Origin of the sequence: Roseateles depolymerans (genome assembly GCF_003387155.1) — a bacterium.
Classification (GTDB): Bacteria; Pseudomonadota; Gammaproteobacteria; order Burkholderiales; family Burkholderiaceae_C; genus Roseateles; species Roseateles depolymerans.
Map to the genome: position 1 here is coordinate 24,314 of NZ_QUMT01000007.1, position 21,621 is coordinate 45,934.

Here is a 21,621-nt window from a genome sequence, read left to right on the forward strand (position 1 = left end):
TACGCTTGCCCGCTGTCCAAAGTCTCGCCGTTCGCGCTCGGCCGGCCTGCAGCGTCAGACGCGCAGCGCCACAAAAGCGCTTCACCAACGAGGACCCCCATCATGCCTCTCACGCAACCGATGCAATATCGCCGTCTTGGCCGCAGTGGCCTGCAAGTCTCTGAACTGTCCCTGGGTTCCTGGGTGACGTATCACAACCAGGTCGACATCAGCGCCGCCGTCGAGATGATGGCCGCTGCACGCGACGCCGGCATCAACTTCTTCGACAACGCCGAGGTGTATGCGCTGGGCAAGAGCGAAGAAATCATGGGCCAGGTGTTCCAGAAGCTGGGCTGGGCGCGTCACAGCTACATCGTCTCGACCAAGTTCTATTGGGGCCTGGAACGCGAAGGCGTGACGGTCAATTTCCAGAACACGCTCAACCGCAAGTACCTGATGCAGGCCATCGACGGTTCGCTCAAGCGCATGCAACTGGACTTCATCGACCTGGTCTACTGCCACCGCCCGGACCCGCACACGCCAATCGAGGAGACCGTGTGGGCCATGAGCGACATGATCACGCAAGGCAAGGCCCTGTATTGGGGCACCAGCGAGTGGAGCGCCGCCGACATCCGGGCCGCCTACGACATTGCCGACCGCCACCACCTGCACAAGCCCGTCATGGAGCAGCCGCAGTACCACCTGTTCCATCGTCAACGCGTGGAAAAGGAATATGCGCGGCTCTATGAGGACATCGGCCTGGGCCTGACCACCTGGAGTCCGCTGGCCTCTGGCCTTTTGACCGGCAAATACCGCAGCGGCATTCCCGAAGGCAGCCGCGCCTCGCTGGAGAGCATGAGCTGGATGCGGGACCAACTGCAGGACAAGGCCAAGAATGAAGCGGTGACCCAGCTCGAAGCGATTGCCAGGGAGCTGGGCTGTACGCTGGCGCAACTGGCCATCGCATGGATCAATCGCAATCCGCATGTCTCCACCGTCATCCTGGGGGCGAGCCGTCTGTCGCAGTTGCAGGACAACCTGGGCGCGCTGGCGGTCACCCCCAAGCTCACGCCGGAACTGATCAAGCGCATCGACGACATCACCTCGCCGCTGGCGGCGTAAGGGCAGCATCAGGCCTGCATCGGGCCTGCATCGGGCCTGCATGAGGCTCGTACCAAGCCTGCATCCAGCACGCTCACGCTGCTTTCGGCGACACAACGGCAAGCGTCAATTGCCGATGGCCGCGTGAGTCCAAGCCGCGCTCTTCCACCGGCGGCTGCGAGGTTCAGTAAGGCCCGCTGCCATGGGCCTTCCCGCACACCGGGCACGCGGGTTGCCTACGTGCGCGTGAGCCGCCGGTGCCTGCATCCCTCGATCCATCGAGCCCGATCGACCCCTAGAATGGCCGGCCGCTCACCAACCGAAGAGACCCTCCGTTTTGATGAACGACCTTGCGAACTTTCTTCAGTTCACCACCTGGCCCCCGCGGCTGGACTGGCTGTTCTGGGCCTCGCTGACCATGGTGGCCGCCGGGCTGCTGGGGGAACTTGTCAACCGCCGTCTGGGCCTGCCCCGTGTGGTGGGCTACAGCGTCGTGGGCATGCTGCTGGCTGCACTGGGTCATGGCATTTTTGCCAACGGCGCCATGGACCTGCGGCTGCGTCTGGTGGTGGACCTGGCGCTGGGCCTGCTGCTGTTCGAGATGGGCGCACGCGTCCACTTGCGCTGGCTGCGCAACAACAAGGCCCTGCTCTGGTCGAGCGCTGCGGAAGCGGTGGCGTCCTTTGTGGTGGTGGGTTATGGACTGACCCTTCTGGGCGTCGCACCGCTGATGGCGCTGAGCTGCGCGATCCTGACCATGGCCTCATCGGCCGCAGTGATCGGCCGTGTCGGTTCCGAGCTCAAGGCCGCCGGCCAGGTCAGCGAGCGCATGGCGGCGCTGGCGGCGCTCAACACCATCTATGGCGTGCTGGCCCACAAGCTGATGATGGGCTGGCTGCAGCTGGACCAGCGCGGTGACTGGCTCGAAGCGATTGCGCAGCCGCTGTATGCCTTCATCGGCTCCATCGTCGTGGCCATCGTGCTCGCGCGCCTGACCGCGTGGCTGATGCGCCGCCTGGACCTGCGCAACGAGAACTCGGTGCTGATGCTGCTGGGCCTGGTGCTGGTGGCGCTGAGCGTGGCGCGGGTGCTGAACCTCTCCACCCTGCTCGTGCCGCTGCTGGCGGGCATGGTGCTGCGCAACACCACCGAGCGGCCGTGGGTCTGGCCGCGCCACTTTGGCACGGCCGGTGGCGTGCTGGTGCTGATGTTCTTCGTGGTGGTCGGTTCTGCATGGACCCTGCAGGCCCTGGCCACAGGGGCCGTGCTGGCGCTGGCGCTGCTGCTGCTCCGCTTGCTGGGCAAGACGGTGGCGCTGGTCGGACTGGCCCGGGTCAGCGGCATCGATGCGCGGCAGGGCATTGCGCTGGCGGTGTGCCTGAGTCCGCTGTCCGGCACGACGCTGGTGCTGTACAGCGAGGTGCAGATGCGGCATCCGGATATTGCCGCGGTGCTGGCGCCGGTCATTCTGTCCACCATTGCGCTGATGGAGCTGGTGGGGCCGATTGCCGTGCAGTGGGCCTTGCGCCTGGCCGGTGAACATCAGCCGCACACCTCGCATTCGGAGCCCAAGCGATGAGTCTGGAACCTTTTGCCACCTCACGCCCCTTGACGATGGGGGTGGAGCTGGAGCTGCAGATCGTCAACCGTCACGACTACGACCTCACGCCGGGCTCCAAGGACCTGCTGCGGGTGATGAAGGGGGTGGCCTTGCCGGGCGATGTCACGCCGGAGATCACCGACAGCATGATCGAGCTGTGCACCGGGGTGTGCGACAGCTACGAGCAGGTGCTGGACCAGCTCACCGTCACCCGCGACGCGCTGGTGCGCAGCGCCGACAAGCTCAATCTGGGGCTGTCGGGCGGCGGCACGCATCCCTACCAGCACTGGAGCAAGCAGCGCATCTTCGACAAGCCGCGCTTCCAGGAGATCTCGGGGCTGTACGGCTACCTCAGCAAGCAGTTCACCGTCTTCGGGCAGCACGTGCACATCGGTTGCGAAGGGCCGGACCAGGCGCTGCGGCTGCTGCATGGCCTCTCGCGTTTCATTCCGCATCTGATTGCGCTGTCGGCCTCTTCGCCGTATGTGCAGGGCAATGACACCGGCTTTCACTCTGCCCGCCTGAATTCAGTGTTTGCCTTTCCGCTCAGCGGGCGTGCGCCGTTTCTGCTGACTTGGGACGACTTCCTCGTCTTCTTCGAGAAGATGACCCGCACCGGGGTGGTCAAGAGCATGAAGGACTTCTACTGGGACATCCGCCCCAAGCCCGAATACGGCACGATCGAGGTCCGGGTGCTGGACACGCCGCTGACCATCGAGAAGGCCTCGGCGCTGGCGGGGCTCATCCAGTGTCTGGCGCGCTGGATCAGCCAGGACCAGCCCTTTGCGCTGGCCGAGGACGACTACCTGCCCTACACCTTCAATCGTTTCCAGGCCTGCCGGTTCGGGCTGGACGGCACTTTTGTCGATCCCAAGACGGGGGAGCACCGCAGCCTGCGCGAGGACCTGAACGTCACGCTGCATGCGCTGGAGCCGCATGCAGCGGCCTTGCGGGCCGAGCCGGCGCTGCGTTTCATCCGTGAGGAGATGCGCTGGCAGGGCAACGACGCCACCTGGGCACGCGGCGTGGTGGAGAAGGAACAGTTGCTCAACGAACTGGTGCGGCAGCAATGCGAGCGTTGGGCGGGGCGGGCGGCCTGACGCAAGCCAGCGGCCCCTGCGCCACCGGGGGCGGGTGATGACGCCTGTGGAGGGCGAGTGACTTTTGGCCAATGAATCGGCCGGCGGCGTCGCCACAATCGGGCACGGCCCTGCAACCCTGATTCCGCGGGGCCACGTCACCAGGAGCCCAGCAGTGATCAGCATCGACCCGGATCTCGACCAATTGGCGACCGACCTGTCCTCCAGGGTCGTCGGCGACCCTGCTGGGGCGCTATCGACGTGGACCGAGGGCCTTGCGCTGCTGGACCCGCCGATGAAAGCCGCTGCCCATCGGATGGCGGCCGCGGCATTGGCGTCCCGGTGGCCGGCCCGTGAGGCGCTGGCCCGGGCGCCGGGCGGGGCCGCATTGCTGCGTGAATGGAGCGAGGACCGGCTGTATCGGCCCGCGCTGCCGCGCCTGCCGTTCCTGTCGAAGCGGGCGGCGTACCAGTACTGTGCCAGTCTGGTCCTTCAACGGGCCTCGGCGCCGGCGGTGAACGCCTTCAAGCAGGGGCGCCTGCTGGTGCTGGGTCTGCGGCGCGACACCTCCACGCTCGTCAATGACGGACGGGGGGCCTACGACGACCATATCGTGGTCCTCAACGGCTGGCGCCGCCGCGGCAGTGTGGCCTTCTTCCCGGGCAACACCGAGCCCTCGGCGCAATATGCCCACCGCGCGCAGAAGCAGGGTGGGCAGTTGATCGATGCACGCTACAAGGGCGTCGCGGCCAAGCCGGCTTCTCATGTGGCGGGGGAGGACGTCAATCAGGACGGCATCAAGGATGCGGGCCGCCTGCGCGCGGGCACTTATTTCTTCCGGGAGAAGCCGGACGGTTTCCTGGGCGCCCGCGCCTTCCGCTCGGCGGAGAACCAGACGGTGGAACGTGACACCGACGGTGATGGCCGCTTCCTCTTGAGTGACCCGTCGCGCATCGACGCCAAGCATGTCGGCCGCACGATGTACATCCATTGGGGAGGCGCAGACGATGCGCCGGTGGTGAACACCTGGTCGGCGGGCTGCCAGACGATCCCCAAGAACCACTTCGCCGGCTTCCTCTCGGCGGTGGGACCACGCCCGTCGTTCTACTATGTGCTGATTGATGGCGAATGAACGCACCATGACTCCCCTTCGATCCTTGCGACCCCTGCGACCCCGGCCAGCGCTAACTCCGGCGAAGGCCCTGTGCGCACTGAGCCTGACTTTGTCTGTGGGCCTCGCGATGGCGGGGACGGGTGCAGGGGCGGCCTTGGGGACGGACAAAATGTCTGCCGCGCCTGCAAAGGCAGCGGCCCAGGCACTGAGCGCAACGCCCGCTGCACCGAGCCAGTCCTGCTCGTTCACGGCATTCGTGGAGGATCAGGACCCTGCGGGCCTGCGAGTGCGCGAAGCGCCGGATGCCAAGGCCCGCATCTTGGGCACCCTGCCGCCGGTCTGGACGGATGGGGACGGCATGCGGGTGCGGGTGTCGGTGAAGGTCACCGAAGCGGCCCACGGCTGGTTCAAGGTTCGTGATGCCTTCGAGGACACCTCGCTCACTGGCCAGCCGGCGCGACCGTTGTACGCCGGGGAGGGATGGGTCAGCGGACGCATGCTGGTGGTCAAGTCCCAGGCGCAGGTGGGCCGGCAGCGTCCGGATGCCAAGGCGCCGGTGAGCGTGCGGCTGCAGGAGGATGCGAGCTTTGACGGCAACAGCACCATCCGGGCGGGACGGCTGGTGGGATGCCAGGGCCAATGGGCGCAGGTGGAGTTCGATGAGTCGCGGCTGTCGGACGAGATCAAGCCCTTGGTGCAGGTCTTGCCGGCGGCCCGGGCGGGTCAGCCGCGGGGACGTTTCCGCACCTGGCTGGACCAGATCTGCGCGATCCAGGAAACCACCTGCGACGGTGATCCCTCGACGGCAGGAACGGCTGGGCAGATGCCGTCTCGCTGATTCGGTCTTGCTGAGGCCGCCTCGCTCACTCCGTCGCGCTGTTCTTGTCTCGCTGAGGCCGTACCGCCAAGTCCGTCTTGCTGGGGCTGTCTGGCTCCGCCTGCCTGCGTGGCCTCTACACTCCAACGCCGATGTTTTGCGATTCTGGACGGACCTGATGCGAGCGATGATTTTGGCGGCTGGGCGCGGAGAGCGCATGCGGCCGTTGACGGACCACACCCCCAAGCCTTTGCTGGTGGTGCGCGGCAAACCGCTGATTGAGTGGCACATCGAGGCCTTTGTCGCGGCGGGTATTCGCGACATCGTGATCAATACGGCGTGGCTGGAAGAGCAGTTCACCGAGGTGCTGGGGGATGGCAGCCGCTGGGGCATCCGCCTGCACTACAGCCATGAGGGCCGGCGGTTTGGTGGTGCGCTCGAAACGGGCGGCGGCATTGCGACGGCGCTGGACCTGCTGTGCGCGGACGGAGACGACTGTTTCTGGGCGGTCTCTGCCGACATTTTCATTCCGGAGTTCCGCTACGACCCGGCGTTGGCGACTGCCTTTGCGGCGAGTCCTCACCTGGCGCACTTGTGGTTCGTCCCGGTCCAGCCGTTGCATCCGAAGGGCGACTTCGGCATTGACGGGCAGGGTTACGCGACCTTGGACGGCGACTTGCAGGTGTACAGCAACATTGGCCTTTACCGCCGCGCCTTTTTCGATGGCGTGCCGGCGGGCCAGCACCAGCGCATCCGCTGGAGTCTGGACCGTGCCATTACCGCGCGTGCGGTCACTGCTGAGATGTACACCGGCCCGTGGGCCAACGTGGGCACGCCTGAGCAGCTTGAGGCCTTAAACGCACCTTCTGAACTGGCATAGCCCACACCACTCATCAACCACGACCGACACCAGCCTCTCGCGCACCGCTCGCCCCGCCCAACGCTCATTGTTCTCCGCAAACCAAGCCTCGAGGGAAGCGCTGGCCGGGGGCCTTTCCCGGAAGTAAGAGGGGGAGCCCCGCAGGGGCGGAGGACATGAAGGGAAAGGCCCCCGGCCGGCGCTTCCCGAGCGCAAGCCACCCACCACGCAGCCGCTGCCCCCACCCGAGCCCTCGGAATCGTCAATTCCCGCGCCAAAGGATGCCCCGCCCACCACGATCCGAGGGAAGCGCTGGCCGGGGGCCTTTCCCGGAAGTAAGAGGGGGAGCCCCGCAGGGGCGGAGGACATGAAGGGAAAGGCCCCCGGCCAGCGCTTCCCGGGCGCAACCCCCCCCTCCCCCTCACGGGCTTTAGAATCCGGGTTTTCCGCCAACCCGACCGATTTTTGCCATGGCTGAGTCCACCAGCGCTGTTGCCGTTCCTTCCACTTCCACGCTGATGGCCAATGCCATTCGCGCCTTGGCCATGGACGCTGTCCAGCAGGCCAATTCGGGTCATCCGGGGGCACCCATGGGCATGGCGGACATCGCTGTGGCGCTGTGGAACCGTCATCTGCGTCACAACCCCGGCAATCCGCTGTGGGCGGACCGCGACCGTTTTGTGCTGTCGAACGGTCATGGTTCGATGCTCATTTATGCGCTGCTGCATCTGACGGGGTATGACCTGCCGATCGAGCAGCTCAAGGCGTTCCGCCAGTTGCACAGCAAGACGCCGGGCCACCCGGAAGTGGGCATCACCCCGGGGGTGGAGACCACCACGGGTCCGCTGGGCCAGGGCATCACCAATGCGGTGGGTCTGGCGCTGGCGGAAAAGCTGCTGGCCAAGGAATTCAATCGGGACGGCCACACCATCGTGGACCACCACACCTATGTCTTCCTGGGCGATGGTTGCCTGATGGAGGGCATCAGCCACGAAGCCTGCTCGCTGGCCGGTGCGTGGAAGCTGAACAAGCTGGTTGCCATCTACGACGACAACGGCATCTCCATCGACGGCCAGGTCGCCCCCTGGTTTGCTGACGACACCGCCCGCCGCTTCGAAGCCTACGGCTGGCGCGTGGTCGGCCCCGTGGACGGCCACGACGTGGACGCAGTGGATGCCGCCATTGGCCTGGCCAAGACCAGCACCGACAAGCCCACCCTGATCATCGCCAAGACCCACATCGGCAAGGGCAGCCCCAACCGGGCCAACACCGCCAAGGCCCACGGCGAGCCGCTCGGTGCGGAAGAAATCAAGCTGACCCGCGAAGCCCTGGGCTGGAGTCACGAGCCCTTCGTCCTGCCCGCGGAAGTGTATGAAGCCTGGGACGCCAAGGCCGCTGGCGAAGCCGCCGAGAAGGCCTGGGACGAACGCTTCGACGCCTACGCCACCGCCTTCCCCGAACAGGCTGCCGAATTCTCCCGCCGCATCGCCGGCGTGCTGCCCCCCAACTTCGCCGATGTCGCTGCCCAGGCCGCCATCAGCGCGCATGACAAGGCCGAGACCGTCGCCACCCGCAAGGCCAGCCAGATCGCGCTGGAAGCCTTCACGGCCGCCCTGCCCGAGCTGATCGGCGGTTCCGCCGACCTCACCGGCTCCAACCTCACCAACACCAAGAGCACGCCCGCCTTCCGCCTGGAAGAGGACGGCAGCAGCAACGGTGGCCGCCACATCAACTACGGCGTGCGTGAATTCGGCATGGCCGCCATCATGAACGGCCTGGCGCTGCACGGCGGCTTCATCCCCTACGGCGGCACCTTCCTGACCTTCAGCGACTACAGCCGCAATGCCATCCGCATGGCCGCGCTGATGAAGCAGCGGGTCATTCATGTCTTCACCCACGACTCCATCGGCCTGGGCGAAGACGGCCCGACCCACCAGTCGGTCGAGCATGTCTCCAGCCTGCGCCTGATCCCGGGCCTGGACGTCTGGCGTCCGGCCGACACGGCTGAAACCGCCGTGGCCTGGACCATGGCCATCGCCCACCACAACCGCCCCAGCGTGCTGGCCCTGAGCCGCCAGAACCTGCCCTACGCCGCCAAGACCGGCCAGGCGGTGGACGACATCACCAAGGGCGGCTACGTGCTGTCCGAGCCGGCTGCCGTGGGCCTGAAGAAGAAGGCCCAGGCGGTCATCATCGCCACCGGCTCGGAAGTGCAACTGGCCCTGCAGGCCCAGCAGCAACTGGCCGTGGCCGGCATCGCGGTGCGCGTCGTGTCCATGCCCAGCACCACCGTCTTCGACCGCCAGGACGTCCGCTACAAGAAGTCGGTCCTGCCGGACGGTCTGCCGCGCGTGGCCGTGGAAGCCGGTGTCACTGATTTCTGGTGGAAGTACGGCGTCTCGGCCGTGGTGGGCCTGGACACCTATGGCGAGTCCGCGCCGGCCAACGTGCTGTTCAAGTACTTCGGCTTCACCGCTGAAAACGTCGCCGACACCGTCAAGGTGGCCATTGGCGAAGCACGGCTGAAGTAAGACCGACGAAGGGGTGCCCAGGCACCCCTTCTGCATTCCGGTTTCGCCTGATCTGTTCCAATCAGACCCAGGCCCGGCCCCGCCCGGCACACGAATTTTTCACTTCATCACGGAGACTTTCTCATGACGATCAAGATCGGTATCAACGGCTTTGGCCGCATCGGCCGCATGGTGTTCCGCGCCGCCGTGGCGAACTTCAAGGACATCGAGATCGTGGGCATCAACGATCTGCTGGAGCCTGACTACCTCGCCTACATGCTCAAGTACGACAGCGTGCATGGCAAGTTCGACGGCGAAGTCTCGGTCGATGGCAACACCCTGATCGTCAACGGCAAGCGCATCCGCCTGACCGCCGTGAAGGACCCGGCTGAACTGAAGTGGGGCGAGATCGGTGCCGACATCGTCGTGGAAGCCACCGGCCTGTTCCTGACCAAGGAGACCGGCGAGAAGCACCTGACCGCAGGCGCCAAGAAGGTGATCATGTCCGCGCCGTCGAAGGACGACACGCCGATGTTCGTCTTCGGCGTCAACGACAAGACCTACGCCGGCCAGGCCATCATCTCCAACGCCAGCTGCACCACCAACTGCCTGGCCCCGCTGGCCAAGGTGCTGAACGACAAGTGGGGCATCAAGCGCGGTCTGATGACCACGGTGCACGCCACCACCGCCACCCAGAAGACGGTGGACGGCCCGTCCAACAAGGACTGGCGCGGCGGTCGCGGCATCCTGGAAAACATCATCCCCAGCAGCACCGGCGCCGCCAAGGCCGTGGGCGTGGTGATCCCCGAGCTGAACAAGAAGCTGACCGGCATGTCCTTCCGCGTGCCCACCTCCGACGTGTCGGTGGTGGACCTGACGGTGGAACTGAACAACAACGCCACCTACGCCGAGATCTGCGCCGAAATGAAGGCCCAGAGCGAAGGCGCGCTCAAGGGCGTGCTGGGCTACACCGAGGACAAGGTGGTGGCCACCGACTTCCGCGGCGACCCCCGCACCTCCATCTTCGACGCCGATGCCGGCATCGCGCTGGACGGCACCTTCGTCAAGCTGGTCTCCTGGTATGACAACGAATGGGGCTACAGCAACAAGGTGCTGGAGATGGTGCGCGTCGTCGCCAAGTAAGGCGAGGGCCTCGCGGCCCAAGTCTGCGGGTACCTGCTGGCCTGCCAGCATGACCCGGCCCCAACAAGCCCCGCTCTGCGGGGCTTTTTCATGCGCGGACCGCGAAGCCTTTTTGAAGTGGGTTCGCAGCGCCGCGGCCCTTTGGGGGACCTGTGTGGGTCTTGGGTGGGCTTCCCGGGCTTTCCTTTTTTCCGGCGATGGAGGTTTAATCCAGAGACAGCAGGCGTGTGTCCTGCGTCGGCAGCGCCAGCACGGCCGACGCGATGGATGACACCTGACCCCTTCTGCTTCTGGAGCCGACATGTCCGTCAGGAGACTCGACGCGGGCCGCGTCCATTCCGTGCCAAGCACTGGCCGCAACAAGGCCCTCACCGGGGCCGACGCTGGCCGCGCAGCGGTGACCGGCCTCCTCAAGGCCGCCTCGACGGCGCTGCTGCTCGGCGCAGCAGTGCTCGGCCCGACCGGTGCCTCCGCAGCCGCCACCGTCCCCTCGACACCTGCTGCGGGTTCCGTCAGCCGTCCCATGGGCGTTGTCACCACGGCGCGCGCCCAGGCCGCACCCGACCAGCGCGGCGACTATGCTCGTGTCATCGTCCGGTTCAAGAGCGATGCCGCCTCCGTCCGTGCCCGACCGCTGCAGGCCCGGGCCACCGCCGACGAGGCCCGGGACATCAGCCAGGTCCGCGCCACCGCGCTGGGCCTGCGCCAGGGCCACCGCCTGACCGCCCGCCGCAGCCTGGACGGCCGCACCCATGTCTTCACCGCCACCGGCCTGAGCTCCGCCGCGCTGGCCCGCCAGCTGGCCGCCGACCCGGAGGTGGACGCCGTCGAGCCGGACCGCTGGTGGCGCCCGTACGCAGTTCCCAACGACCCGCTCTACGCTACCGCCTCCGACGCCGGCGTGACGGCGGGCCAGTGGTATCTCAAGACGCCGGACAGCACGCTGCTCTCGCCGGTCAATGCCCCTGCCGCCTGGGATGTGAGCACCGGCGCCGGCGTGGTGGTGGCCGTGATCGACACCGGGGTGCGGTATGACCACCCCGACCTCAGCGGACAACTGCTGCCCGGCTACGACGTGATCGGATTCGCCAGCGCCAGCAGCACATCCACCGCCACGGCCAATGATGGCGACGGGGCCGACAGCGATGCCAGCGACCCCGGCGACTGGGTGGATCAGGCCGACATCAACTCAGGCCGGCTGGGCAGTTCCTGCACGTCGGATGACATTGGCCCCAGCTCCTGGCACGGCACGCGGGTCAGCGGCCTGATCGCCGCCAGCACCAACAACGGCCTGGGCATGGCGGGCCTGGCCTATGGGGCCAAGGTGCTGCCGGTGCGGGCCCTGGGCAAATGCGGCGGCTGGCAGTCTGACATTGAAGCCGGCATGCGCTGGGCGGCCGGCATTCTGGTGCCGGGGCTGCCCACCAACCGCAATCCGGCGCGGGTGATCAATCTGAGCCTGGGAAGCGACGGGAACTGCTCCGCCAGTTATCAGTCCGCAGTCAATGCGGTGGTGTCGCAAGGCGCGGTGGTGGTGGCTGCCGCCGGCAATGGCAACGACAGCGGCGGCATTGCCGTCGGCAGTCCGGCCAACTGTCGGAACGTGGTGGCCGTGGCCGCAGTGCGCCATTCCGGCACTAAGGTCGGTTTCTCCAATCTCGGGCCGGAGGTCTCCGTCAGCGCGCCGGGCGGCAATTGCGTGACTGACACCGGATGCCTCTACCCGATCCTGTCCACCTCCAACAGCGGCAGAACCACACCGGTCGCGGCGGACAATGCCTACAACTACGCCGGGACCGGCACCAGCTTCGCCACGCCCCTGGTGAGTGCAACGGCGGCGCTGATGCTGGCTGCGGACAGCAGCCTCACACCGGCCCAGGTCAAGGGCTTCTTGATGAGCAGCACGCGGCCCTTCCCGACCACGGGCGCGCAGGCCGCCAATGCGCAGCAATGCCAGGACCCTGCGTCGGTCGGGACCAGCGCGCAACTGGAGTGTTATTGCACCACCAGCACCTGCGGAAGCGGCATGGTGGACGCGTACCAGGCGGTGCGGTCGGTGCTCGCGTCGCGGTCCGGTGGCACACCGGCACCGGCACCGGCTCCGACGACGGACACGAGTAGTGGCGGCGGCGGAGGTGGCGGTGCGATGTCCGCAGGATGGTTGCTGGCGCTGCTGGTCGCGTGCGCGTTGCTGGCGCGGCGGCAGGAAGCGGTGCGCCGCCTGTAGATCAGCGGCTGGCGGCCCGTGCTGCGGCCCGACTCGCGGCCGGCTGCGGCGCCACGGCGCCCCCGACCGTGCCGGCAGCGCCGGAAGCAGACGTGGCAGGCGCGGGAGAAGACGCTGATGCCGACGGCACCGCAGCAGCGGCCCCAGCAGCAGGCGCCACCTCACAGCTCTTGCGCCGCTCCCCCCAGGGCGGATTGGCCACGGCATCCAGCCGGGACAGCTGCAAGCCGTCCAGTCGCGGCACCCGCAGCGTCGTTTGCTGGCTGGGCGACTGCAGCCGCAGCACGCGCAAGCCCTTGTAGTTGCGCTTGCTCATCGCGTCCAGCGCGGCCTCGGCGGCCGCTTCACTGTCATGCCGGCTCAGCACCAGCGTCGGCTGCTCGTCCGGGAATCCCTGCAGCGGCTCGAAGGCGATGCGCGCATTGCGATAGGTTTCTTCCTTGCGGGCCTGGAATTCCTTGCTGGGCATCTTGATGGTGGCCAGCGCCCAGGTGCCGCCGGTGGCGGTCGTCTGCGCCTGCCACGACGCCGCCGTCAGACCCGCGCGCGTCAGCACGGCAATGGTCTGGCGCAGCGCTTCGTCGGTCTCGAGCGGTCCCAGTTCCACGCAGGCCAGCTTGTTCAGCTGACTGGCGGCCTGCTGCCCCAGCAGCTTGAGTTGTTCGGGCCGGACCTGCTGCTCCAGCCGGGACGGTGCCGTGGCACCGGTATTGATCCATCCGCCCCGCCACGCCAGCAGCAGCAGGTTGACCAGCAGAAGCAGAACCACCAAGGCGCGCAACATCAGCGGCTCACCCCTTGCTGGCGCTGGAATCGCCGTTCGCCGCGGCACCAGGCGCCGCCCCTGCGGACAGACGCACACTCACCTCGCCGCCCGTCACCGGCGTGGTGCCCGCCGGTGTGTGCACCAGCAGTTCGCCGCGTTCACTCACGCCGGCCGCGGTGCCTTCCAGCATGCCGGCCGTCACCGACTGCCCCAGCAGCAGGTCCCGCCGCGCGAAGCGCTCCCGCCAGGCGCCAAAGCCTTCCTTCGGGAAACCCGCCAGCGCCTTGAGCAGGGCCGGCGCCAGACGGGCCAGGGCCTGCGGCGGCGTGATGCCGGGCAGCAATTCCTGCAGGGCCGAAAAACCGGTGCTCAGCTGCGAATCGGCCACCCGCGCGCGGTCCGACACATTCAGGCCCACCCCGATGATCGCCATGCGGGAACTGCCTGCCGGCACCGTCTCGATGAGGATGCCGCCCAGCTTGCGCTGGTCCAGCCAGAGATCGTTGGGCCACTTCAGTTGCAGGCGCTGGCCGTCCGGGTCCAGCGCATCGGCGATGGCCGTCCCCACCACCAGGGACAGTCCCGACCAGTCGGCCACGTCCAGCGGCAGCGAGATGGAAAAGGTCAGCGAGGCGCCCGCCGTGCTGTGCCAGGCCCGACCCTGACGGCCGCGACCGTGGGTCTGGTGCTCAGCCACCAGCAGGCAGGGCTGCAGGTCATGCTGCCGACGGCCGTAGGGGCGGTTGTCGCCGGCGCGGCTGAAGGCGCGTCCTTCAGAGCGACCGTCAAGGCGACCTTCGGTCCGGCCATCCGCTCGGCCGTCCGCTCGGCCATCCGCGCGACCATCACCACGTCCATCAGCCGTGCGAGCATCGCCCGCTTGATGAGCGGGTGAGGCGTTCTCGCGTCGCACCCGGTCCACCAGCATGGCATTGGTCGATTCCACCCGGGCCAGCACTTCAATGCTCAGGCCGGGCAGCAGCGGCTCCAGGTCTTGCCACAGGGCTTCAACGCCCCACTGTTGATGTTCTTGCATCGCCTCGAGAAGGAGTCTTGGTCGTCCCGGTCCTGGGCCAGCGCCGCCGGTCAGCGGTGCGGTCCAGGCCCGGTGCTGGATGGAGGAAGTCGCTGCCCCGGCCGCTTCAGCGCTTGGGCGCGAGCATCGTGCCACGACAGCTCGGGCTGCCGCAACGGCACTCGAACCGCTTTTTCACTTTGGCGGTGTAGCGTTCGTCGATGATCAGACCATAGTCGTAAAACAGCTCTTCGCCGGCCGAAATATCCGTCAGGGCATGGATGAAAACCCGCCCCTGTTCTTCCCGGGCCTCGCAATTGGGGGCGCAGGCATGATTGATCCAGCGGGCATTGTTGCCATTCACCGCTGCGTCAATGACGCCGCCCTCCTCCAGATGGAAGAAGAACGTATGGTCCGGTTGGGAGGGATCATGCGGATGACGGCGCAGGGCCTCGTCCCAGTCGATACGCTCGCCCTTGTATTCGATGATGCGTTCACCGGCCTGGATGTCGGTCAGGGCATACACGCCGCGGCCATGCACGCCCGAGGCCCGCACCTGAATCCGGGACCGGCCGGACGACGCGGCCTGGGCCCGGTTACCCTTGCGGGGGGCTTCATCCGCCTTGGGGGTGGAGCGGGGCGGACGCGTGTCGGGGCTTTGTTGCGGCATGGAGCGAGTCCGTTACATTGAAATCATGGGTGCGCGCGCGTGTACGCGCGAGGCCGGATTGTAGGCAGGCGTTTTGATCCTTCAGACGCTGTCTTCGACAGGAAAGAAGCAAAAGCACATGAGCAAGGCATTGGTGATCGCGGAGAAGCCCTCGGTGGCGCAGGACATCGTCCGTGCCCTGACCCCGCAGTCGGGCAAGTTCGACAAGCATGACGAGTACTTTGAAAACGACCAGTACATCGTCAGCTCCGCCGTGGGCCATTTGGTGGAGATCAAGGCACCGGAGGAATTCGACGTCAAGCGCGGCAAGTGGAGCTTTGCCCACCTGCCGGTGATCCCGCCGCATTTCGACCTCAACCCGATCGACAAGAGCAAGGGCCGGCTCAATGCACTGGTCAAGCTGATCAAGCGCAAGGACGTGACCTCGCTGATCAATGCCTGTGACGCGGGCCGCGAAGGGGAGCTGATCTTCCGCCTCATCGTGCAATACGCCGGTTCGGCCAAGGCGCCGGTGAACAAGCCGGTGTCGCGCCTGTGGCTGCAATCGATGACGCCGCAAGCCATCCGCGACGGCTTCGACGCCCTGCGCAGCGACCAGCAGATGCTGCCCCTGGCCGATGCCGCCCGCTGCCGGTCGGAAGCCGACTGGCTGGTGGGCATCAACGGCACCCGCGCCATGACCGCCTTCAATTCCCGCGATGGCGGCTTCTTCCTCACCACCGTGGGCCGCGTGCAGACGCCCACGCTGTCCATCGTGGTGGAGCGGGAAGAAAAGATCCGCAAGCACGTCTATCGGGACTACTGGGAAATCCGCGGCACCTTCGATGCCGTGGCCGGTCAGTACGAAGGCAAGTGGTTCGACCCCGCCTGGAAGAAGAACGAGCAGGACCCCGAGCAGCGGGCCGACCGCGTCTGGACCCAGCAGGAAGCCGACGCCATTGCCGCCGCGGTGCGCGGCCAGCCGGCCACGGTGACCGAAGAGTCCAAGCCCAGCACCCAGGCCAGCCCCGGCCTGTATGACCTGACCACGCTGCAGCGGGAGGCCAACTCGCGGTTCGGGTTCTCGGCCAAGACGACGCTGTCGCTGGCGCAGGCCCTGTATGAAAAGCACAAGGTTCTGACCTACCCCCGGACCGACTCCCGCTATCTGCCGGAAGACTACCTGAGCGTGGCCAAGCAGACCGCGCAGATGATTGCCACGTCCGACATGCCCGGCCCCTTGCGTGCCCTGGCACCGCATGCGCAGACGGCCCTGTCCAACGGCTACATCAAGCCCACCAAGAAAGTGTTCGACAACAGCAAGGTGTCGGACCACTTCGCCATCATCCCGACGCTGCAAACCCCGTCCAGCCTGACCGAAGCCGAAGCCAAGCTGTACGACATGGTGGTCAAGCGCTTCCTGGCGGTGTTCTTCCCGCCAGCGGAATTCCAGGTCACCACCCGCATCTCGACGGTCAAGGCGGCCGGCAAGTCCTTCAGCTTCCAGACCAACGGCAAGGTGCTGGTCAAGCCGGGCTGGCAGGCGGTGTATGGCAAGGAAGCCACCGACGAGAACGCCGAACCGGGCACCAGCGGTGCCATGCTGGTGCCGGTGGCCGCCGGTGAGCTGGTGCGCACCGAAAGCGCCGACGTGAAGGCGCTGCAGACCAAGCCGCCGGCCCGCTACACCGAAGCCACGCTGCTGTCCGCCATGGAAGGCGCCGGCAAGCTGGTGGACGACGATGAACTGCGCGAAGCCATGGCCGAGAAGGGACTGGGCACCCCGGCCACGCGCGCGGCCATCATCGAAGGCCTGCTGGCCGAGAAGTACATGCTGCGCGAAGGCCGCGAGCTGATCCCCACGGCCAAGGCCTTCCAGCTGATGACGCTGCTGCGCGGCCTCGGCGTGGAAGAGCTGACCAAGCCCGAGCTGACCGGCAACTGGGAATTCCAGCTCTCCGAAATGGAGAAGGGCCGCCTCAAGCGCGAGGCCTTCATGGCCGAGATCGCCGCCATGACGCAGCGCGTCGTGCAAAAGGCCAAGGAATACGACCGGGACACCATTCCCGGCGACTACGCCACCCTCAAGACGCCCTGCCCCAAGTGCGGCGGCGTGGTGAAAGAGAACTACCGGCGCTTCACCTGCGTGGGCAAGACCGGGCACGGCGACGAATGCGGTTTCTCCATCCCCAAGATCCCGGGGGGCCGCAGCTTCGAACTGCCCGAGGTCGAGACCTTCCTGCGCGAGAAGAAGGTCGGCCCCCTGGAAGGATTCCGGTCCAAGGCCGGCTGGCCCTTCACGGCCGAACTGGCGCTGGTCTTTGACGACGAGATCAACAACTGGAAGCTGGAGTTCGACTTCGGCGAGGACGCCCGCAAGGCGGAGGAATCCGGCGAGCCGGTGGACTTCAGCGCCCAGACGCCGCTGGGCCACTGCCCCAAGTGCAATGGCCGGGTGTTCGACCACGGCTCCAACTACGTCTGCGAGCATGCGGTGGGCAGCCACATCGCCTGCGACTTCAAGAGCGGCAAGATCATCCTGCAGCAGCCGATCGAGGCGGCGCAGATGAGCAAACTGCTGGAGCACGGCAAGACCGACCTGCTGGAGAACTTCGTCTCCAACAAGACACGGCGCAAGTTCAAGGCCTACCTCACCTACGACCGCAAGGAAGGCAAGGTGGTGTTCGAGTTCGAGCCACGTGCCGCCAAGGGCGCGCCTGCGGCTCGCAAGTCGGCCACGGTCGGGCGTGCGGGGGCTGGCGCAGCGGCGGAGGACGGCGCCGAGGGGGCTGGGGCCAGCGCTGCCGCCAAGCCCGCCAAAACAGCGGCCAAAACTGCGGCCAAGGCCCCCGCCAAAGCCGCCAGCAAGACCGCCGCCAAGGCCCCGGCCAAGAAGACCGTGGTCCGCAAGGCGGCCGCGAAGAAGGCCACCGCCAGCTCCTGAGCGATCCGGAAAGCGGGTTGGGCTGACTGAGGGGTTTCACCTTTGGTCAGCCGCGATGAGCTTTCCCCTTCCTTCCGCCTCCGGATTTGTGCCGTCCGCCGCCCACCACGCGGACGGCACCGACAGCGACCCCGTTCCGTCCGGGAGGCGGCGGACAAGTTTGGCCAAGCTGGACTTCAGCGCACTGCCGGATCCCACCCCGGCCATCATCACGCGTGAGACGGTCGAGTATTGGCATGAAAGGGCGATGTCGCTCAGGCTTCGACTGGAGACGCACATTGCTCAGCACGAACCCACCCTGACGCCGCACCTGACCGCGCGCTTCCATCGTTGCAAGGAACTCGAGAACTCCATCTTCGAGGCGCGGAACGGCCCCTTCAAGAGCCGCTTTGAAACGACCGAAGACGTGCGCGCTCGTAATGACTTCAATCAAATCAAGGCCAATCTGGGGGCGATCTGCGGGATTCTGCGAGACCATCCGGTGGCGGATGCGCTGATCCTGTTCCGCGACATGGCCCAGGGTGTGGATGAGGCCTCTGCCGTGACCCGGCACCTCTCGCGCCGGGGCGACGACCCCTCGACAAGGAACCACCTGACCACCATCAACGGTCTGATTCTCAAAATGGACAGGGCGGCCACGCTGGACGATGGCCGCCGGTCACTGGCGCAATTGCGGACCTACCTGGAGCCGTTGACCTATTCGTCTTCCGGAGTGCTACCGGCGCTGGCGCGCTTCCCGCTTCCCCGGTCACGCCAGGGTGGCATGCCCCTTTGACACCCCGACCCTCATGAGCTTCCAGCCCTTGAGCAGCAGTCCCGACATCTTCTCGGACTTGTCCTTGTTGGACGACCTCCTGTTCGGGAAGACCTCGTCGGCGCCGGCGAGCAGGACCTTCGAGCTCCCTCCGGGTGGCCCGGCCCCGACCCGTCTGCAGGGTCCGATCACCGTCAGGCAAGCCGCATCGGCGCTTGCGGAGGCGAACGAGGCGCTCAATGGGCTCGAAAACTACGTACTCGATCAGCGACGGTGTCTCTATGACTACGTGAAGGTTCGTGTCGAGCGCTACCACCTCCTGAAAGCGGCTCTCGTAGACGTGCTGGACCGCAAGCCGTTTGACCTTAGGTGCCAGCAGCGGATGATCGAGGGCCTCTTGCAGTTTCAGCGCGCCAACTGGGCGCTGAGGGAGTTGCTGGCGCACGAGCATGATCAACATCTCCAACCGGTTTTTTCGGAGTGCTTCAACTGGATCAAAGTGGCGCGATATTTAAAGCGTCAGGCCAGCAGTGCGCAACAGGAGTCCAGTGCCAGTGCCAGTGCCAGTGCCAGTGCCAGTGCCAGTGCCAGTGCCAACGCCAGTGCCAGTGCAATCCACGACTCGTTGTTCTGCCGCTTCGAGCGCAGTTCAAGCTGCCAAGACTGTCAGGACGTCCTGTTGGAGATCCGGGCTCGCTTGTCCCCCGACGCGACGGCCGCCGGCGCCGCACTCGGTCTGAGCCCGCCGCTGGCCGTCCAGGCCCGGCCAACGACCGTTGCGGGCCCGCTGGTGCTTGGCTGCTCGCCAGACCGCAAGCGCCCTTTGCAAGGCCCGTCTCCTGACGCTGGCCGCCAAGGGCTTGCCAGCCATGGGCTTGCCGGTGGGAGCGGTGATCCGTGCCCCGCCCCCTCCGTCAAGCGACGGCTGGCGGAACGACTGAGCGAGAGGTGGGGAGAGACCGGGGGAGGGGCCGGGGGCGGCGCCGAGGCTAGGCCGGCACCCGCTCGACCAGGCCTTGAGAGCTTCCGTTCGGCGCAGGCAGGCTCGCAGGCGTTGAGGGGCGACCCAGATTGGTCCATGGGCCAACTGAGGGATTTCCTTTTCGGTGAGCCGCCATGAGCTTCTCCCTCACATCCTCCGCGGGCCCCTCTCAGGAAGCCCTCGTGATGTCGCCGGACTTCCCCGACGCACCCGACGTCGCACCGCCTGATCCGCAGATGACCTCCGACATCCTGGCGCAGGAGCCGCCCGAGCCGGTGAACTACGGCTCGGATTCACGCGAGTGGAGGCGCTGTCTCGCCGACGTCATGGACGCCCAGCACAGGCTGCAGGATGCGCTCCTGCGAAAGAACCCGTGGATCTATTACGTGGTGAGCGATCGCTTCCAGCGCTATGACGCCCTCACTGCCGCACTGAGCAAGCTGCTCCCTGGCACCTTCGGCAAGGACAAGGAACGCTTCTTCGTCGAGAAGATTCACCAGTTCCGCATCGCCCTCTGGTCGCTGTCACAGCTGCTGCGCCAAGCCCACGATCCCTCCATCCCTGTCCTTCTGCAGGAGATCAGCGCCAGCGTGAACTTGGCAAGACGGCTGCTGCGGCAACTCGAAGATGAACAGCCCCCCAGTGCCAGCACGCTGGCGATGCGCCACCAGCTGGAGCACCTGCTGTTCAGCCTGGATCGCTGCAGCACCCTGGAATCCTGCCGGTCGGCCATGGCGGCGCTGGACACCCGTCGGAGACATCTGCAACAGGAGTACGTGACGCAACGCCTCCTTTCAGGCTCGCCCAGCATTGCCCCTGCCTCCATCCGCCCTGCGCCATGGGAACGAGCCTCGGCCCCGCAAGATGTCCAGACCATGCAGTCGACGTATGGCGCACCCCGTCCCTCTTCGTCCACCCCACCGCATCTGTCGCGACATCCCTCGCCCTATTTGTCGCTCCATTCGTCGCCACATCTGCCACCACATCTGCCGCCATGGCTGCCGCCACCCTATTCGCCGGCGCCGTATGTCCAGCCCTCTCCCGTGCTGCCAGCCGCGCTATCTGCCGCGCCAGATGACTCATCCCGCGGCCCATCCGGTGCCCGAGCGTATGCCCTGCGCGATGGCGGGTCTTCGGGCGCCGCCCCTGTGCGCTCCTGCGGCACACTGCGATCTCCCCCCGATGGTCCAGCCCGTGGGTACACCGATGCTCGAACTGCGTCAGGTCGGCTGCCCTCTCCCGAGGACGGCCGGGTCCCGTCGCCGCAAACCGTCCGGCTCCCAGCGCCCCAAGCAGACCCGCATCCGACATTCCTGTTTCGCGCGGAAGAGGCGGTCCCGCTGGAATCGCTGCCAATGACCGTGCGGGGCTCACCGACCTGGATGTTCCAGCCGGATGTGGGGGATGGAGGGACCGGCGCCGTTGCCGGTGCTGGCCAGCGTGACGGGGAAGCCGGCGCACCGCAGTCTGGCCCTGCCCCTTTGCAACTCCCAGCCGATGCGCAGGCGCCGGGGAAACGACGGGCCCGACGTTCGCAGTTGCCTGACGCCGCGCGGCTGCAAGGCACAACCGCGGGCACGACCGCGGGCAGAAGCGCAGGCAAAAGCGCAGGCAAAAGCGCCGACAAGCACACCAGCACGAAGGTCGACACGAAGGTCGACACCGACTCGGGCACGGAATCCACCAAGCTTCCCCCCCGGCGCAAGCGCCCCGCGGGTGAGGTGCCTGGCCTTTCCACGCGCCTATCCGCTCACACGGTCATCAGTACCGTGAAACGCCTGGACGTCCGTACCGTGGTGCAGCGCACGAGTACCAGTACCAGTACCAGTACCAGCACCACTCGGCCGCGACACGCCTCTTCGTACCCGCCAACCGGGTGGGACCCGGACATGGTGACCCTGGTGTTTCCGAGGTCCGTGGCGGTGCCGCTGGAGCCGTCGCCCCTGGAGGACGAGCCCCTGGTGATGGAGGTCTTTGAGGAGCCCATCCCGGTGGAGGATGAGTGCTCGTCTTCGTCGACCTCCAGCCAGGGGACGTGAACACGTCCGTAAGCCCCCGTTTTTTTGCGACACTGCGCCCAGG

The 21,621-nt window shown here is 66.7% G+C and carries 16 protein-coding genes; 13 read left to right on the plus strand and 3 right to left on the minus strand.

What is annotated here, in order from left to right:
* The first annotated feature begins 120 nt into the window (after positions 1-120).
* The 9 genes from DES44_RS23150 to DES44_RS23190 all read left to right on the plus strand — a co-directional run bounded on the left by DES44_RS23150 (position 121) and on the right by DES44_RS23190 (position 12,429).
* On the plus strand, positions 121-1,101 hold the full coding sequence (locus tag DES44_RS23150) for a potassium channel beta subunit family protein (protein WP_058936822.1): 981 nt from the start codon (positions 121-123) through the stop codon (positions 1,099-1,101).
* A 319-nt stretch (positions 1,102-1,420) separates the two neighbouring features.
* Entirely contained in the window at positions 1,421-2,659 is a 1,239-nt protein-coding gene (locus tag DES44_RS23155) for a cation:proton antiporter (protein WP_232309867.1), read from the plus strand.
* Positions 2,656-3,780 (plus strand): YbdK family carboxylate-amine ligase, encoded by a 1,125-nt coding sequence (locus DES44_RS23160; protein WP_058936824.1) that lies wholly within the window; start codon positions 2,656-2,658, stop codon positions 3,778-3,780. The genes DES44_RS23155 and DES44_RS23160 overlap by 4 nt, the downstream gene beginning before the upstream one ends.
* A gap of 154 nt (positions 3,781-3,934) precedes the next feature.
* Positions 3,935-4,891 (plus strand): hypothetical protein, encoded by a 957-nt coding sequence (locus DES44_RS23165; protein ID WP_058936825.1) that lies wholly within the window; start codon positions 3,935-3,937, stop codon positions 4,889-4,891.
* A 151-nt stretch (positions 4,892-5,042) separates the two neighbouring features.
* Positions 5,043-5,711 (plus strand): SH3 domain-containing protein, encoded by a 669-nt coding sequence (locus DES44_RS23170; RefSeq protein WP_147307195.1) that lies wholly within the window; start codon positions 5,043-5,045, stop codon positions 5,709-5,711.
* Positions 5,712-5,868: 157 nt separating this feature from the next.
* A complete protein-coding gene (locus DES44_RS23175; RefSeq protein WP_058936827.1) occupies positions 5,869-6,570 on the plus strand; it encodes a nucleotidyltransferase family protein in 702 nt (233 codons plus the stop codon).
* A gap of 449 nt (positions 6,571-7,019) precedes the next feature.
* Positions 7,020-9,080 (plus strand): transketolase, encoded by a 2,061-nt coding sequence (tkt, locus tag DES44_RS23180; RefSeq protein ID WP_058936828.1) that lies wholly within the window; start codon positions 7,020-7,022, stop codon positions 9,078-9,080.
* A gap of 123 nt (positions 9,081-9,203) precedes the next feature.
* Entirely contained in the window at positions 9,204-10,202 is a 999-nt protein-coding gene (gene gap, locus DES44_RS23185; protein ID WP_058936829.1) for a type I glyceraldehyde-3-phosphate dehydrogenase, read from the plus strand.
* Positions 10,203-10,503: 301 nt separating this feature from the next.
* Positions 10,504-12,429, plus strand: coding sequence for a S8 family peptidase (locus tag DES44_RS23190; RefSeq protein WP_083525920.1), 1,926 nt, complete (start codon positions 10,504-10,506; stop codon positions 12,427-12,429).
* A 1-nt stretch (position 12,430) separates the two neighbouring features.
* Here the strand turns inward: DES44_RS23190 and DES44_RS23195 are convergent, their stop codons facing one another.
* The 3 genes from DES44_RS23195 to DES44_RS23205 form a co-directional block, all read right to left on the minus strand.
* Complete coding sequence (locus DES44_RS23195; RefSeq protein ID WP_147307196.1) at positions 12,431-13,201, minus strand: hypothetical protein; 771 nt, start codon at positions 13,199-13,201, stop codon at positions 12,431-12,433.
* A 19-nt stretch (positions 13,202-13,220) separates the two neighbouring features.
* On the minus strand, positions 13,221-14,231 hold the full coding sequence (locus tag DES44_RS23200; protein ID WP_058936832.1) for a biotin--[acetyl-CoA-carboxylase] ligase: 1,011 nt from the start codon (positions 14,229-14,231) through the stop codon (positions 13,221-13,223).
* Positions 14,232-14,337: 106 nt separating this feature from the next.
* Positions 14,338-14,880, minus strand: coding sequence for an SET domain-containing protein (locus tag DES44_RS23205; protein WP_058936833.1), 543 nt, complete (start codon positions 14,878-14,880; stop codon positions 14,338-14,340).
* Between the two features lie 118 nt (positions 14,881-14,998).
* Here DES44_RS23205 and DES44_RS23210 point away from each other — a divergent pair, with 118 nt between their 5' ends.
* Genes DES44_RS23210 through DES44_RS24855 form a run of 4 tightly spaced genes read left to right on the plus strand, consistent with a single transcriptional unit; the run spans position 14,999 to position 21,578 of the window.
* Complete coding sequence (locus DES44_RS23210) at positions 14,999-17,803, plus strand: DNA topoisomerase III (protein WP_083525921.1); 2,805 nt, start codon at positions 14,999-15,001, stop codon at positions 17,801-17,803.
* Positions 17,804-17,858: 55 nt separating this feature from the next.
* Positions 17,859-18,578 (plus strand): hypothetical protein, encoded by a 720-nt coding sequence (locus DES44_RS23215; protein WP_147307197.1) that lies wholly within the window; start codon positions 17,859-17,861, stop codon positions 18,576-18,578.
* 13 nt (positions 18,579-18,591) lie between these two features.
* Entirely contained in the window at positions 18,592-19,677 is a 1,086-nt protein-coding gene (locus DES44_RS25200) for a hypothetical protein (RefSeq protein WP_058936835.1), read from the plus strand.
* Positions 19,674-21,578: a hypothetical protein gene (locus DES44_RS24855; RefSeq protein ID WP_147307198.1), complete on the plus strand. Its 1,905-nt coding sequence runs from the start codon at positions 19,674-19,676 to the stop codon at positions 21,576-21,578. Before DES44_RS25200 ends, DES44_RS24855 begins: the two co-directional genes overlap by 4 nt.
* Positions 21,579-21,621: the final 43 nt, after the last annotated feature.